Source organism: Hymenobacter sp. B1770 (genome assembly GCF_049896385.1).
Lineage (GTDB): Bacteria > Bacteroidota > Bacteroidia > Cytophagales > Hymenobacteraceae > Hymenobacter.
The window spans coordinates 391229-406024 of the sequence record NZ_JAFCUF010000004.1; the positions used below are offsets into that span (position 1 = coordinate 391229).

12 protein-coding genes are annotated in these 14796 nt (G+C 60.6%); 4 read left to right on the forward strand and 8 right to left on the reverse strand.

What is annotated here, in order from left to right:
• Window positions 1-92 precede the first annotated feature (92 nt).
• Entirely contained in the window at window positions 93-1175 is a 1083-nt protein-coding gene (locus tag ACP7AJ_RS10910) for a hypothetical protein (RefSeq protein ID WP_426060227.1), read from the forward strand.
• The gene (locus ACP7AJ_RS10915; RefSeq protein WP_426060228.1) at window positions 1172-2641 is read left to right on the forward strand and encodes an O-antigen ligase family protein; all 1470 of its coding nucleotides are present in this window, start codon (window positions 1172-1174) and stop codon (window positions 2639-2641) included. The genes ACP7AJ_RS10910 and ACP7AJ_RS10915 overlap by 4 nt, the downstream gene beginning before the upstream one ends.
• A 190-nt stretch (window positions 2642-2831) precedes the next feature.
• On the opposite strand, the gene ACP7AJ_RS10920 is transcribed toward ACP7AJ_RS10915, so the two are convergent.
• The 6 genes from ACP7AJ_RS10920 to ACP7AJ_RS10945 all read right to left on the reverse strand — a co-directional run bounded on the left by ACP7AJ_RS10920 (window position 2832) and on the right by ACP7AJ_RS10945 (window position 8669).
• Entirely contained in the window at window positions 2832-4136 is a 1305-nt protein-coding gene (locus ACP7AJ_RS10920) for a PP2C family protein-serine/threonine phosphatase (protein ID WP_426060229.1), read from the reverse strand.
• A 48-nt stretch (window positions 4137-4184) separates the two neighbouring features.
• Window positions 4185-5387, reverse strand: coding sequence for an ABC transporter permease (locus ACP7AJ_RS10925; RefSeq protein WP_426060230.1), 1203 nt, complete (start codon window positions 5385-5387; stop codon window positions 4185-4187).
• 2 nt (window positions 5388-5389) lie between these two features.
• Window positions 5390-5647 (reverse strand): hypothetical protein, encoded by a 258-nt coding sequence (locus ACP7AJ_RS10930; RefSeq protein WP_426060231.1) that lies wholly within the window; start codon window positions 5645-5647, stop codon window positions 5390-5392.
• A 143-nt stretch (window positions 5648-5790) separates the two neighbouring features.
• Window positions 5791-6318, reverse strand: coding sequence for a c-type cytochrome (locus ACP7AJ_RS10935; protein WP_426060232.1), 528 nt, complete (start codon window positions 6316-6318; stop codon window positions 5791-5793).
• A 102-nt stretch (window positions 6319-6420) separates the two neighbouring features.
• The gene (locus ACP7AJ_RS10940; RefSeq protein ID WP_426060233.1) at window positions 6421-7590 is read right to left on the reverse strand and encodes a glycosyltransferase; all 1170 of its coding nucleotides are present in this window, start codon (window positions 7588-7590) and stop codon (window positions 6421-6423) included.
• Window positions 7587-8669, reverse strand: a complete 1083-nt coding sequence (locus ACP7AJ_RS10945; RefSeq protein WP_426060234.1) for a lysylphosphatidylglycerol synthase transmembrane domain-containing protein — start codon at window positions 8667-8669, stop codon at window positions 7587-7589. The genes ACP7AJ_RS10940 and ACP7AJ_RS10945 overlap by 4 nt, the downstream gene beginning before the upstream one ends.
• 120 nt (window positions 8670-8789) lie before the next feature.
• Between ACP7AJ_RS10945 and ruvC the strand changes: the two genes are divergently transcribed.
• Window positions 8790-9371: a crossover junction endodeoxyribonuclease RuvC gene (gene ruvC / locus ACP7AJ_RS10950; RefSeq protein WP_426060293.1), complete on the forward strand. Its 582-nt coding sequence runs from the start codon at window positions 8790-8792 to the stop codon at window positions 9369-9371.
• A 95-nt stretch (window positions 9372-9466) separates the two neighbouring features.
• On the opposite strand, the gene ACP7AJ_RS10955 is transcribed toward ruvC, so the two are convergent.
• Window positions 9467-11986, reverse strand: coding sequence for a glycosyltransferase (locus ACP7AJ_RS10955; protein ID WP_426060235.1), 2520 nt, complete (start codon window positions 11984-11986; stop codon window positions 9467-9469).
• 310 nt (window positions 11987-12296) lie between these two features.
• Here ACP7AJ_RS10955 and ACP7AJ_RS10960 point away from each other — a divergent pair, with 310 nt between their 5' ends.
• Window positions 12297-13640: a glycoside hydrolase family 2 TIM barrel-domain containing protein gene (locus ACP7AJ_RS10960; RefSeq protein ID WP_426060236.1), complete on the forward strand. Its 1344-nt coding sequence runs from the start codon at window positions 12297-12299 to the stop codon at window positions 13638-13640.
• 160 nt (window positions 13641-13800) lie between these two features.
• On the opposite strand, the gene ACP7AJ_RS10965 is transcribed toward ACP7AJ_RS10960, so the two are convergent.
• Complete coding sequence (locus ACP7AJ_RS10965) at window positions 13801-14604, reverse strand: PhzF family phenazine biosynthesis protein (RefSeq protein WP_426060237.1); 804 nt, start codon at window positions 14602-14604, stop codon at window positions 13801-13803.
• Window positions 14605-14796: the final 192 nt, after the last annotated feature.

Genomic DNA, 14796 nt, shown 5'->3' on the forward strand with positions numbered 1-14796 from the left:
CGTGGGGCTAATTTCGGGCTATCTTTGCCCGCCACCTTCCCGCTTCCTGCCCAAGCAATTTCGATGGCGGGGCTGGTGGCTTTCTTCTCTTTATGTCTGCACCTTCTTTCTCGCTGGTGGGCCTCGGGCCCATTATCAACCGCTGGAAAATCTTCGTGGCCGGGGCTGTGGCACTCGCCGCGCTGGTGAGCATTGTGGTGGCGCTGCTGCTGCCCAATGTGTACCGCTCAACAGCTGTTTTTATTCCGACCAACCCGCAAACCGCTGACCCTGACCGGCTGCTGGAGGAAAACGAGGAATCGCGCGGCAAGCTGGAACTGAGCAGCCGGGCCGAAGACCTGGACCGCGTCATCACCATCGGCGAGTCGCAGCCTGTAGCTGAACTCATCATCAATAAGTTTAACCTCCATAAGCACTACAAGGCCGGCACGCCCGGCGACGATGCCACTGATAACTACGTGCTGAGCGAGTTCAGCAGCAACTTCAATATCGTACACAACGAGCGTGATGCTATCGAACTCACGTTCATGGATGAAGATAAAAACCTGGCGGCGGCCATCGCCAACACCATGGTGCACGTCATCGACTCCATCAACCAGCAGCTGACGCTGGAAAACCGGCGCACCGTGCTCGACCTCTACCGCCAGCGCTACGACTACCTCCGCACCAGCTTCGAGCGCAGCCGCCGCGAGCTAGTAGGAGCCCGCAAGCGCTACGGCATCTACGGCCTCGAAATGCAGGGCCGCTACATGGCCAGGGAAATTATTGAAACCGAAGTGGCCCTGCGTAAGGCCGAAGCCAGCGGCGGCGACGTGGCCGGCCTGCGCCGCGCCCTGCGCGGCCTGACCCGCGCCGACGGCGGCAACGTCATCAACTTGGAGAGCTACGTGCAGGGCACCGATTCGCTCACCATGTTTACCAGCCGGGTGATGGACCTGCAGCAGCGCCTCATTGCGGCGCGCTCCGCGTTCGAAACGGCCGAGCTCAGCATCAAAGGGCGTATCTCCAGCATTTATCTGGTGCAAAAGGCCTACCCGGCCACCCGGAAGTTCAAGCCCGTGCGCACGCTCATCGTGCTGGGCTCGGTGCTGCTGACGTTTGCGCTTTCGGTGGTGTTTGTGGCGCTGCTCGAACTCTATCGCTACAACCGGCCCAGCGCCGCCCGCCCGGCGTGAACCCGCCCGTGAACGAGCTGCTGCACCGACTCCGGCGCTCCTTCGACGGTGCCCAGCTCCTTTTTATGGGCTTTGTGCTGCTGCTGCTGGCGGGTGGCGCCGCCGCCGCCATGCGCCAGCAGCCGGCCTTGCTGCTGCCGGGCCTGCTGGCCGTGGGGGTGCTGGTGGCGCTGGTAGAGTGGCGCTGGCTGTATTATGTGCTGTTTCCGCTACTGCCCTTCACCCAGGAAATCGGGCTGGTGGGCAGCCTGCGAATGGACTTTCCCTCCGAACCGCTGATGCTTGCCCTCACTGCCTGCGTGGGGGTGGCGCTGCTGCTGCGCACCGGGCAAGTGCCGCTGCGCGAGTGGGCGCACCCCCTGGTGGTCCTTCTGGGCCTGATGTTTCTGTGGACCGCCGTGGACATCGCCTTTTCCGTCGACAAGGTCAAATCCTTCAAATACCTGCTTGCCAAGGTATGGTACCTCGTGCCGTTTTTGCTGGGCACGCTGCTCATAGTGCGGCGGCCTACCGAAACCTGGCGCTTTGTGGCGCTGTACGTGGCCGGCGCCTGCCTGAGTGTGCTGTACGTGGCCGCTCGCCACGCCACCAAAGGATTCAGCTTCCAGGGCATCAACTGGGCGCTGCACCCGTTTTTCCGCAACCATGTCATTTATGCCACCATGCTGGCGCTGCTGGTGCCGTTTGGATGGCTGGGCATGCAGGCGGCCCGCAAAGCCGGTGCCCGCCTGGCCTGGCAGGTGGGGCTGGGTATTCTGCTGTTTGGGTTGCTCACTTCCTACACACGGGCGTCCATTTTGTCGCTGCCCATTGCCGGCTTGTTTTATCTGATTATGCGGCTGCGCCTCACGCGCGTGGTGCTGGTCACGGCCGCCGTTACCCTGGCGCTGTCGGTGAGCTACATTGCCAGCGGCGACAACTACATGGCGTTTGCGCCCAATTACGAGCGCACGGTTTTCAACGGCCACAACTTCGAAAAGCACCTCGCCGCCACCTACAAGCTCCAGGACGTATCGGGCATGGAGCGGGTCTACCGCTGGGTGGCCGCCGCCCGCATGATTGCCGAAAAGCCCCTAGTGGGCAGCGGGGCCGCCACTTTTTACCCCGAATACAAGCGGTATACGCTGAAAAGCTTCCGTACCTACGTGAGCGAAAACCCCGAAAAGTCAACGACGCACAACTATTTCCTGCTGCAGCTGGCGGAGCAGGGCATCCCCGGGTTTCTATTGTTTATCAGCCTCGTCACGGTTGCCTTGCTGCGGGCCGAAAGCCTTTACCACCGTTCGCGGCAGCAGCCCGAGGTGCGGCGCGTGGTAGTGGCAGCGTCCTTGTCCTTTGTCATCATCGTCTTCCACCTCACCCTGAATGAGCTGGTGGAGGTCGACAAGATTGGGCCTATGTTTTTCCTGTGCCTGGCCTTGCTGGTGCGCGCCGAGTCGTGGCTGGCAGTGAGCAGTGAGCAGTGAGCAGTGAGCAGTGAGCAGTGAGCATAAGGAACGTCATGCTGAGCTTGCCGAAGCATCTCTACTGCGCAACTAATCAATTCTAGTACTGCGGTAGAGATGCTTCGGCAAGCGCAGGATGACTGACGTTCTTATTCAGCCTGACGTTCTATTTGGCTGTTCGGATTGTCCCTACTTGAAAAGGAACTTTTCCCTACTTAAACCGGCAGCTCAGAATGGTCACATCATCCGCGAACTGCGAGTCCTGCGAGCTAAATTCATCAATGCTCCTGAGCAATTCCTGGTGCAGTCGCGCCAGAGGCAGATAGCGGTTGCGCTGCAAGACAGCGAGCACCCCTTCTTCACCAAATTCGTTGTTCTCACGGTCAAATACCTCGGTGAGACCGTCGGTGTAAAGCAGCAGCAGCGAGTGGGGTGGAATCTCGACCTCGCCAACCCGTAGCATGGGCAACTCTTCCATGATGCCGAGCATGACGGTGCCGTGCTTTAGTAGTTGTACTTCGGTGTTGTCGGTGATGAGCAGCGGGTCGTTGTGGCCGGCGTTCACGTATTGGAGGAGGCGGCTGCGGCGGTCGTAAATGCCCAGAAAGGCTGTGATAAACTTCTCGCCGCCGGAGTTGCGAAATAGCAGGTGGTTGAGCTCGGGCACAATGGTTGCCAGCTCCACGCCCTGGCGCAGCAGCGTACGCAGCCCGGCCTGGAAATTCGACATCAGCAGCGACGCCGGCACGCCCTTGCCGCTCACGTCGGCCACGCACAGCAACAGGCGATGCTCGTCAATCTCCACCACGTCGTAATAGTCGCCCCCAATTTCGGTGTGGGGCACGTAGCTGCGCTCTATGCACAGGTGGCTGTCGTTGGGCAGGGTGCGGGGAAAGAGCATGGCCTGCACCTCCTGCGCAATTTCAATTTCCTTGCGCACGGCCGCATCTGCCACGCGCTGGGCTTGCAGGCGGCGGTTTTCCACGGCGCCGATAAGAGTATTGGCCAGCGACCCCAGAAACGGAATGAGTTGATGCCGGTCGAAGTCGCTGCGCAAGCCGCCTACAAACACGTAGGCCGCCACCCGCTTCTGGCGCAGAATGGGAATCACCAGCTCGTACTTATCCCAGGCCGGGCCTAATGCCAAGTCTTCCACGGCCTGGGGCTGCGTCACCCCGCCTTGGGTAAGGTGCTCGGAAAGGGTGAGCTTTTCGGCTTCTGCCAGGTCGCAGCCCAGCGACACGCGTACCCGGAAGCCATCTTCTTCCAGCGCAAATAAAAGGAGCTGCACCACATTGCGCTGGCCCTGCAGGGTGAGGCGCAGCATGTGGTAAAGCTCGTCGACGGTGTGGTCCCGGGCCGTCATGTCGTGCGCCACGCCCAGCACCGTATCCAGCTCGAACTGCTTGAGCAGCAGCTGTCGCCTGAGCTGCTTGATTTGCTCATTATACGCCGCTTGGCTGGCCGCAGAGTCAGCCAAAGGCTCAACAGAAGAAATAGGAGTGGCTAAGGACATAAAGCAAGGTAAGCAACGTGCCCGGAACACGAGCACATTGATACAAATTTAACCAGCCACGGGCGTTTTGGGGTCGTAGGCGTCGCGCAGACCGTTGCCGAGGAGGTTAAAGCTGAGCACGAGCAGCGAAATGGCCGCCCCGGGCAGCAGTGTGAGCCAGAGCCCGGCCTCGGTGCCCAGCAAGTCATAGCCTTCCTTCACCATGAGGCCCCAGCTAGGGGCGGGCGGCTGCACACCCAGCCCCAGAAAGCTTAGGCCGGCTTCGAGCAGAATAGCCGCCGCAAAGTTGCTGGTCGCCAGCACAATGAGCGGCCCGCGCATGTTGGGCAGCAAATGCTGAGCAATAAGGCGCCAGGTGGGCAAGCCCAGCACCCGCCCGGCCTCCACAAACGTGGCCGAGCGCAGGCTGAGCATCTGGCCGCGCACCACCCGGGCCACGTCGACCCACATGGTGAGGCCTACCGCCACAAAGGTCACCCACACGCCTTTGCTATCGAGCGCCAACGAAATAGCAATGACCAGCATGATGCCCGGAATGCTCCACACCACGGTCATGACGCCGAGCAGAACCGAGTCGACCCAGCCGCCGAAGTAGCCGGCCACGGCGCCCACTGCCATGCCCAACATCAGCGAGATGAGCACTGCCACCAGCCCGATGCCCAGCGAGATGCGCGTGCCTAGCAGCAGACGGCTTAGCTCGTCGCGCCCGGCTTTGTCGGTGCCCAGCCAGTAGTTGCGGGTGGTGAGGTGGTTTTCTTCTACTTCTTTTCGTAGTTCAGCCGGGGGACCCGGGCGGCCCACCACGTCGGTCAGGGCTAGGCGCCGGAGCCGGCCGGATTCGGCCGAGTGCTCGCTCAGGGGCTTGAGGATGATGGAATCACCGGCGAATTCGTAGCCGCCGATGGGGGTTTCGTGTACGTCGGGCTCGCGGCCGCGCAGCCAAGTGGCAAAGAGGTTGTCGGCCGCATGGTTGTCGCGGGCCGAATCGGCCAGGGGCTGGCGCAGCAGCAGCACCCGCAGGCCGGGCCGCTCTTTCTGAATTTGTACGAAGCCGTGGTTGGCATTGGGCGAGTTGTCGGGCAGTACCCAGTAGCCCAGCAACGCCACCAGGGTGCACAGGGCAATGAACCCCAACCCGGCCACGGCCGGCCGGTTTTGCCATAGGCGCTGGCGTACGTAATAGCCCGGCGGCCGGGCCACCGCACTCGCGCTGGGCCGGGTAGGCGCGACCGTGGAAACTGCCGTTGCCACGTTTAGCGGGTGTTGTGCTGCAGCAGGCCTTCTTTCGAGGCCAGGTAGGAAGCATCGCGGGCGATGGCGCCAAACGAAGTGGTTTCGTAGGCCAGCTCGGTATCCGGGTCGGGCCAGAAGCTGCGGATGAGGCCCTGCTCCAGCAAGGTCCGCAAGTGGCCCTCTAGGTCAGCCGCTGGCAGGCCGGTCTTTTCCAGCAAGGTGCGGAACGGGGTAACGAAGTACAGTTCGTCGAGCAGGTCGAATTCGGGGTCAGTCACGGGGTTGTGGGCGCAAAGAGGTAGTTGGGCAAATGTAAGCCCTGCATTCCTATTGCTTCCGTGCTGCTCTTATCAGTATGCAACTCGTCAAGAGCCAGGTTAACTCCTTCTGCTTCCAAAGCAGCTTGCACACCGCGGCCGCTTTAGCGTACTGCCACGGCGCTTACCGGTAATGCCCTTTGAGAAACGATGTAAGCCAAGATGGAGTTAATCTGCTCGTCGGAAAGGGCAAAGGAGGGCATTTGCTGCTTACTATACTTGTTGTAAATGGCCACGGCGTACTCATCGCCGCTGGCTACCACTTTGCTGGAGTTTTTAATCCACGGAATTAGCCAGGACTTCGGGCGACGCTTCTCTATGTCGGCTAAGGCCGGCCCCACCACTACCTCATTCACGGCGTGGCACTGCGCACAATTGCTGGTATAAAGCGCGCTTCCTGCAGCAACTGCTGCAACTTCTGCCTCCGAAAGCACTGGGCGGGACAAACCAGCATTTACGAGCGCCATAGTGGTGTCTTGCGGCTGTAGTTTGCTTGATTCTATTCGCGCTGCCTGAACGTCGGCAGCAGAGAAGCCCACCAAACCGGCGGCGCTCAACAACGTGAATCCCATGAGTACGACTACTAATGCCATACCAACCGTGAGTGCGAAACCGACCGAATTGAAGCGCATGAGGTCCTAGGTGTAGTGGAATATATATGCGGCAAATTTACCTTCCAAGCCTCCGGGACGCATTTTTTCGACAAAAAAGAAGGCTTGTTTCTTCGCCAGGGCCTACCGCACCCTCCTCCCCTTCCACTGGTAGCCACCGCGCCAGCCCGCTGCCCCCACAGCCAGCGCATACGGCGCATATAGCACCTGCAGCGGCAGGAGGCCCCATAGCCACTTCCGGTGACCAAAAAACCCCAGCACCGAACTCAAAAACCAGGCATCGGCTCCCAGCTTGATGAACCACGCCGCGCCGACCCACGGCCAGAGCACCGGCCACGCCAGCCCCGCTCCCACTCCGGCGGCCAGGGCCACGTTGGCGCCCAGCACCAGCAAAGCCAGGCGGCTGGGGGCGGCGCTTTGGTAATGCCGCCATTTGCTGGCCCAACGCACCCGCTGCTGCAGCAGGGCGCGCAGCGTGTCGGGGGCAGCCGTGCGGGCTATGGCCGCCGAATGGTTCAAAAAATGCACCGAGCCGGGAAAGGCCGCGTTGATTTTGTGCAGCAGAAACTCGTCATCGCCGCTGGCTACGTGCAGGTTATCGGCAAAACCGCCAACGGCCTCAAATGCCGTGCGCCGGTAAGCCAGATTGGCGCCGTTGCACATGGTGGGCTGCTGGCGGGCAATGCAGGCGCCACCCACGCCCACCAGTCCCGCAAACTCCAGCCCCACAAGCAGGTGCTGCAAGCTGGCCGGCCCCGTGAGCAGCACTGGGCCACTGATGAAGTTAGCTCGCGGCTGCTGGGCCACAAGCGCCGCATAGGCCGCCAGCCAACCGGGGCCGAGGCGGCAGTCGGCGTCGGTGCACACCAACCACGGGGCCCGGGCTTGTTGCAAGGCGGTAAGCAAGGCGGCTTTCTTGCCGGTTTGGGCGGCTGGCAGCGAGACGAGGCGCAACGAAAAACGGGCTCCCTGAACCGCAGCAGTTACCAGCGCCGCCGTGGCGTCGGTGGAGTGGTCGTCGGCAATAAGGACTTCGAACTGCGCTGGGGGCAACATTTGGGCCGCCAGGTCCTGGAGCAGGCAGGGCAGGTTAGCAGCTTCGTTGCGGGCAGCAATGAGAATGGAGAACAGCGGCAGCGAAGCAGATATTTCAGCCACTACTTCGGCAGCCTTCATTTGTGATTCCTGAGCTCCCGAGGCTTCATTTTTCGTCCAGCCGCCGCGCAGCCACCCCATCAGCGCCGCATATAGTACCGGCAGCGCCAGCAGGGCAATTCCTACTGCCGCCGTCATCGTCCGGTGCGCTTGTCGCGCAGCACCCGCAGCCCCGGCACTAGCAGCAGCCCGGCGGCGCTGGGCAGCGCAATATTGATTACCCACAAACTCAGGCTGGCACTGAGCACCGGCAGCGCCGGCTGGCCCAACAGCCCAAACAAGTGGGTAGCTGACAGCTCGCGCACTCCCACATCGGCCAGGGCGTTGAGCGAGGGCACCAGCGACTTCATCAGGAACGTGCCGGCCACGGCGGCCAAGCCAGGCCCCAGGGGCGCGGCCACCCCGTAGGCTGCCAGCAGCAACAAAAACTGCGCACAAAACACGGCGTAGCGCAGGCCCGAAATGGCCAGCACCGCATGCAGCGCCCGCGCCGGATACGTTGGCATTATGGCCAAGGCCGGCCTAAACCGCCGCAGAGGCCGCCACAGCCCCAGAGCCGCTAACAGCAGCCGCGACCGGTACAGCGGCACCAGCACCGCCGCGCCAATCAGCAGCGCCGATACTCCCACGCCCAGCCCGGCCGCCGGATAACCCCGCAAATAAAACCGGAGCACAAAGTAGAGCAGCCCCGCCACACCGGCCAGCACCGTGGCCACCAGCTGGCAGTAGCGCCCCAGAAACACCGCGCCCAGCGCACTCACCCGGCGGCTTTTTAGCTCGATGATGCGGCCGGCGTAGTCGCCCACGCGGTTGGGCGTGGCAAAGCCTAGGGTGAGGCCCACCAGCACGGCCCGCAAGCTGCGCCCGTAGGTAACCGGCTCGAGGTGCCGGGCCAGGCGGTACCACTTCCACGCCTCCAGGCCCCAGTTGACGGGCACCAGGGCCAGGGCCAGCAGCACGGGCGTGCGCCCGGCTCCGCCCAGCGTGGTGGCCAGCAGCGTGCGCCACGCCGCGGCCGTGTCGGGCGCCGCAAAAATAGAATTGTAAAGCAGGCCCAGCGTGAGCAGGGTCACCACCACTTTGCCCCAGAACACTAGGCGCCCCCCTTTGGGAGAAGCGGGACCTTTTCCGGGCTCGTTTTGCCTTGTACTTGAGAAATGCGGCGGCAAAGCACTGCCCGCCGCTGCCAAGGCCTTGGCCCCTTCGTAGCTTTGCAAAGGAAGCCTACTTCCTGCTGCACTTTCTTCGCTTCCCGCTTCCCACTCTCCTCCCTCGTTTTGGCTGCTCCCCTTCGTCCCCGCCCCGCTCCTGCTATCGAGCTGCTGCCCAAGATTATCATGGGCGTCGACCCGGGCACTCAGATTATGGGTTACGCCCTGATTGAGGTGCGCGGCCAACGCGTCGACGTGTTGTGCTACGACGTTATCAATATGAAGGCGCTGGGGTCGAATCACGCCGTAAAGCTAAAGCGGATTTTTGACCGCATGCTCGAACTGATTGACGAGTACCTACCCGACGAGCTGGCCATTGAAGCCCCATTCTTCGGGGTAAACGTGCAGAGTATGCTCAAATTGGGCCGGGCCCAGGGGGTGGCCATTGCCGCTGCCCTCAGCCGCCAGATTCCCTACGTGGAGTATGCCCCTACCAAGGTAAAGCAGGCCGTAACGGGTTCGGGCGCAGCCACCAAGGAGCAGGTGGCCCACATGCTGCGCCAAACCCTCACCCTGCCGCCCATTGCCGAGGCCAGTAAGTTTCTCGACGCCACCGATGCCTTGTCGGTAGCGCTCTGCCATCACTACCAGAAGGGCAACAACGTGCAGGCCGGCAGCAAAAGCTGGGGCAAGTTTCTGGCCGATAACCCCAGCCGGCTCAATGCCACCACAACCACTAAAAAGGCTGCAACTAAGAAACCGGCATAAGCACGCTTTCTGGCTTTAGTTGTCAGTTAGCAGGGGCGTCTCAACTATCTAACGAGCAACTGACAACGAATAACCAGCAACTAAAGCCAGCGGCACTAGTTGCCGGACTTGCTGCGCAGAGCTACTTGTTTGGCGGACTTTTCCTGCGGAGGGGCGGGCGTAAAAATCACGGCTTTCACCTCAGGGTAGCGGGTTTCCAGCTTTTTGGCCCATACATACGAGTCGGTGGCATACGTCTGAGGCACAAACAGTATAACGGGCTTGCTCTGCATCTCAATTTGGGCTGCTATCTGCTCGCGTAAGGGCACATAGCAGCTGGCTGCCATGGCGGGCGTTGCGGGTGTGCTGCGGCAGTCGCTGGCTACCCACGTGACGTGGGCTGCGCCGGGGAAATAAGTACCTACCGAGTCAGGCCGGGGAGGCGTCCACACCCATACCACTGTGGTATCGCCGCTGGCGCGGTAGCCTTTTACCAAACGCTGCCACGCCTGGCGGTGAGCCGAAGGATTGGTCTTGTTGAAGATGGGCCGGAGCAGCACTTGGTTTTCGCGCGCAATGAGCTGCAACACTTGCTGCTGAAAGAGCTGGTTGTTGGTAGCCGCGGTTTCGTCCACGTTCCAGGTAAGCACCGGAATATCGCCGCGCTGATTGATTTCCTCAATGGCCGCAACCGGCAATTGCGGTGGTGTACCGGCAGGCAGCTCCAAACTCACCAGCTGGGTAGTGGTCTTAGCCGCAGGCCCCCAGGTGATGGCTGGCCGAGCGTTGGCTTCGGAAGCAGGCCGCACTGGCAGCATCGGCGAGCCGGTGTCGGGCTGCCCAACCCGCAACGGGCCAAAACCCGTATGCGCCCAGATGTAGTCATCGGAAATGCCCACTTGCTCGTTCCACTGCACTAGTACAAAGCCCGCAGTAGCCAACGTGTGTAGAATGGCTAAGCCGGCGGCAAAGGCAACGGACCCCGTGCGCAGTCGACGGGTGATAACGCCCGCCCCCGATGCCAAGACATTGTCGGTAAACTGCTTGATGGCGTGCAATGGCCGCACCGACCACACGAACTTCCGTAGGCCGTTGAGCAGCGCGTGCTGGGCCATAATTACCGAAATCAACAGGATGGCGGCGTTGATGAGGGCCAGCGTGGCCATGAGCTTCGTATAGGGGCCCCGAATGCCCTGCACCTGCATGCTATAAGCCGCCGCGCCGATGGAAATGAAGGCCAGCAGCAGATTAGGCATGCACAGCAGCCACTCATTCTTCACCTTGCCCTCTTTGGGGGTAGGCAGGTAGGGCACCTTCACGTTGAGGAAGGTATACACCAGCCCCAGCGAGTATACCCACCAGGTGGCAATGCGCAGAAACCCGCCCGCTAGGTGCAGGCCGGGCTCGTGGCGCTCGCGCAGCCATTGCTGGGCGTTGTACCGAATGAGCAAGCCCACCATGGTCACCGGCAGCATGTGCACGGCAAACTCCGGCAGCGACAGGTGCCACGGAAACTCGAGCAGCAGCAGCGACGCAATGGGCACCGTGATGTCAATCAGGGCCACGATGCCCGACAGGAAATACAGCGGCAGGGTAAAGTAGTGTATGCGCTGCCGCCACGTGAAGTTCTTAAACAGCTTGGGATAGACGTGGGCCAACAAATCGAACGTGCCCCGCGCCCATTTCAGCTGCTGCATGTAGAATGCCCCGAGCGTGGACGGCACCAGCCCGCGGCTCACCACCACGGGCGCATACACCGACTTCCAGCCGGCTGCGTGCAGGCGCATGGCCGTGTGCATGTCCTCGGTGAGGCCGGCCGCGTGGCCACCAATTCCATCGAGAGCCACCCGGCGGAAGGTACAGTTGGCGCCAATGGCCTGTACCGTGTTGTAGCTGTTCATGCCCATCATCAATGGGCCGTAGAAATGGTATGTTTGCTCGGCGGCTCCCAGGGCCACCAGGCTGTCTTTCTGGTTGCCGTAGGCCTGCACCACCTGCACGTAGCCCACGGTTTCGTCTTCGAAGTAGGCAATCACTTGGTCCAGGAAGTCGGGCGTAACTTCGTGGTCGGGGTCGAGCACCACGCAAAACTCGCCGGTGGCCTGGCGCAGGGCGTTGTTGATGTTGCCGGCCTTGGCGTGCTTTTTCTCAACCCGCGTCACATGCACTACCCCCAGACGTTCGCACACGGCGCGCAGTTCGGGGTCGTTGCCTTCGTCGCAGAGGTAGGTAGTGTGCGGGTAGCGCACGGCCACCAACGACTCCAGCGTGCGGATAATCATGTCGTGCGGCTCGCCGGGGCAGGCCGTGGTCAGCATGTCCACCGTGCGCAGCGGCGCGTTTTCCGGCACCGCGGGAGCAATGGGCTCTTTCACGTGCACGTAGTGGTACCACTCATGCAGCATGCGCAGCATCTTGTAGCACAGCGAAAAAGTAAGGAGCCAATACAGCGGGGCGTAGCCCATGTGGTCGGAGTCGGCAAACCACCAAAAGAACTGCGCCAGCAACGCAAGACCTATCACCACCAGAATGCGCATCTGCTTTGCGCCTTTCGCATCCCGAAATTGAACAGTAGTACCTTGAGTCGGCAGTTTTTCAGGGGGAGTTTCCTCTACAGAAACGAGGTCACTTGCCATTGAAGAAGACAAACGTTTATCTTTTGATTGGTAGATATCACTAGACATGCTTGATAATCAGAAAATTATAAAATAATAGGTAGTATTATTGTAAACCATTAATCATCAAAATTAGCGATTACTACGTACGGCTGTCCTATTGCGCCGCTTCGCAAGATTAATTTTTTTCGACATTTGAGCCCATAGAAAGCTATTTATTCATTATTATAATCCACAATCCTGTTCCTTAGCCAGGACCGTGAAGCTCCTTTAATCTTACGTTTCAGTGAATTACTTTCATTTTCAACGAGCAGTCACGCTATTTACAAGCTTGCTCGGAATTACGGCACTGCTCTTAGGCTGCCGCCCCACTCCCGAATCAATTGTCGACCAGGTCACGCCACTTCACCCCGAAGCTGGTGTGGTACCGGTGCGGGTAGTACGCATCGATTCGAGCTACCAGCTTCAGCGCGCTGGCAAACCATACGTAATCAAGGGGGCGGCCGGCGTTCAGCATTTCGAAAAAATAAAAGAGAAAGGAGGCAACTCGGTGCGGCTCTACGCCCCGGCCTACGCCGATGTACTCCTGGACAAGGCCCACCAAAACGGCCTCACGGTCATGTTTGGCTTGTGGATGAAACCGCCCTACGAAAAATTCGATTACTACGACCCCAAGGCGGTGGCCGAGCAGCAGCAAGAAGTGTACCGACAAGTGATGCGCTACAAAAATCATCCGGCGCTGCTGATGTGGAACCTGGGCAATGAGCTTGACAATCATTACGGCGATTTTAAAGTGTATCAGATTGTGAATGAAACAATTAAAATTATTCACAAGCTGGACCCAAATCACCCGGTAACAACCACCATCACCGACGGCACCTACGCCATTCCCTCCATTGTTTACCTGTGCCCCGACCTCGACGTGCTAACCGTTAATGTCTTCAACAAGCTGACTCAGCAGCCCGAGCGGTTGAAGCAGGCGGGGTGGAAAGGGCCCTACATCATCGGCGAGTTTGGGGGCCGCGGGTGGTGGGAAGCCCCCCTTACGAGCTGGGAAGCTCCGCTGGACCAAAGCAGCAGTGCCAAAGCCGAGTTTATGCAAGCTGGCTACAAAGCCACTATCGAAAGCCAAAGCGCCCGCTGCCTGGGCAGCTATGTGCTGTACTGGGGCAACAGATTCGAGCAGACCGATATGTGGCTGAGCATGTTTTCTCCCAATGGGGAGAAAACACCCATGGTGGACGTAATTGAAACAATGTGGACCGGGCGCAAACCCGTCAACCAAGCCCCACAGATGGGCAACGTCCTGTTGGACAACAAGCTTGCCCAGGCCGACCTGGTCCTGGAACCCAATACCAACTACCCGGCATCCGTCACCGCCACCGACCCCGACGGCGACCCGCTGCGGGTCGAGTGGAAAATCACCCATGATGTGGACGAGTTTCACACCCTGCCCCAAAACCGCACGGCCCCCGAAATCATCCCGGGCGCAATTGCCCAAGCCAATGGCTTGAACGCCGTGGTGCGCACCCCTACCGAACCCGGAGCCTACCGCCTGCAGGTGAACGTGTACGACGGGCAGGGCAGCATCTCCAACAACAGCTTCCCGTTTTACGTCGGTCCCCTCAAAACCCCACGCGTGGGCATCCATATGCCGCGGTACCGCCGCGATTAAACCCTTACTGGAAGTTTAGGGGTCCGTGCCAGGTATTAGCGCGGCCTTGTAGTTCGCGTCCTTGCGCCGTTCGATAGATTCCAAATGCGCGGGGACGTGAACTACAAGGCCGCGCTACAAAATCTAGTGTGGACACCTCTTGAGTTGCCTTAGCGACAGCTTAGTCCACCAGGATTTCGCCGGTCTTGTAGGTCACGGCATAGCCGCTGATGTCTACCCGGTCGCCTCGCAGCCGGCACCAGAGGTCGCCGCCGCGGGGTGAAATCTGGCGGGCGCGCAGCTCGGTTTTGCCAAGCTTTTCGGCCCAATAGGGAATCAGGGTGCTGTGGGCCGAACCGGTGACCGGGTCTTCGGGTACGCCCACACGGGGCGCAAAAAAGCGCGAGACAAAATCGATGCCATCGGCTGCCGAGCCGGGAGCTGTGGCGATGACACCCACATATTCGAGGGCGGCGATGTGGGCAAAGTCTGGCTTAAGAGCCAGCACTTCGGCTTCGGTATTGAACACGGCCAGCACGTCGCGGGCGGCCAGCACGTGCACCGGCGTGGCGCGCAGGCCGTCGGCCAGGCCCGTGGGATGCGGTGCGAGCAGTTGCGGTGGGCGCGCCGGAAAATCGAGGGTGAGGCGGCCGTCGGGCTCGCGCGAAACGTGCAGCGGGCCGCTCTGGCTGTGAAAAACTACGGCCGGCTCGGCAAAACCCAAGTGGGCAAACAGCACATGGGCGGCCGCCAGGGTGGCGTGGCCGCACAAGTCGATTTCGACGGTGGGCGTAAACCAACGGATGTCGTATTCAGCGGCCGACGCGGCCCGGGGCACGATGAATGCCGTTTCGGCCAGGTTATTTTCGGCCGCTATTTGCTGCATTAGCTCGGTGGGCAGCCAAGCCTGCAGGGGGCACACCCCGGCGGGATTGCCGGCAAAAGGCTTTTGGGCAAAAGAGTCGACGTGGAAGTAGCGTATCACGGATTGGGTGGGTTTTGAGGATTTCGTGAATTTCTTTGGCAAGAATACGGTGCGGCGGAGCACCCGGGCGCCCCGGCCCTTTTCTGCAAAGCGAATTTTGAAATAAATTTAGAAGCCACGCAACCGCGGTGGTCTGTTGCCGGTCATGCTTTCACAAGGCGGGTGCTGTACAGCCTGCCTTCTATTCATTTT

Bases quoted from the DNA above. Each gene is read 5' to 3' on its own strand.
- ruvC (WP_426060293.1), top strand. From the start codon at position 8,790: ATGGGCGTCGACCCGGGCACTCAGATTATGGGTTACGCCCTGATTGAG.
- ACP7AJ_RS10920 (WP_426060229.1), bottom strand. From the start codon at position 4,136: ATGTCCTTAGCCACTCCTATTTCTTCTGTTGAGCCTTTGGCTGACTCT.
- ACP7AJ_RS10955 (WP_426060235.1), bottom strand. From the start codon at position 11,986: ATGGCAAGTGACCTCGTTTCTGTAGAGGAAACTCCCCCTGAAAAACTG.
- ACP7AJ_RS10910 (WP_426060227.1), top strand. From the start codon at position 93: ATGTCTGCACCTTCTTTCTCGCTGGTGGGCCTCGGGCCCATTATCAAC.
- ACP7AJ_RS10940 (WP_426060233.1), bottom strand. From the start codon at position 7,590: ATGACGGCGGCAGTAGGAATTGCCCTGCTGGCGCTGCCGGTACTATAT.
- ACP7AJ_RS10935 (WP_426060232.1), bottom strand. From the start codon at position 6,318: ATGCGCTTCAATTCGGTCGGTTTCGCACTCACGGTTGGTATGGCATTA.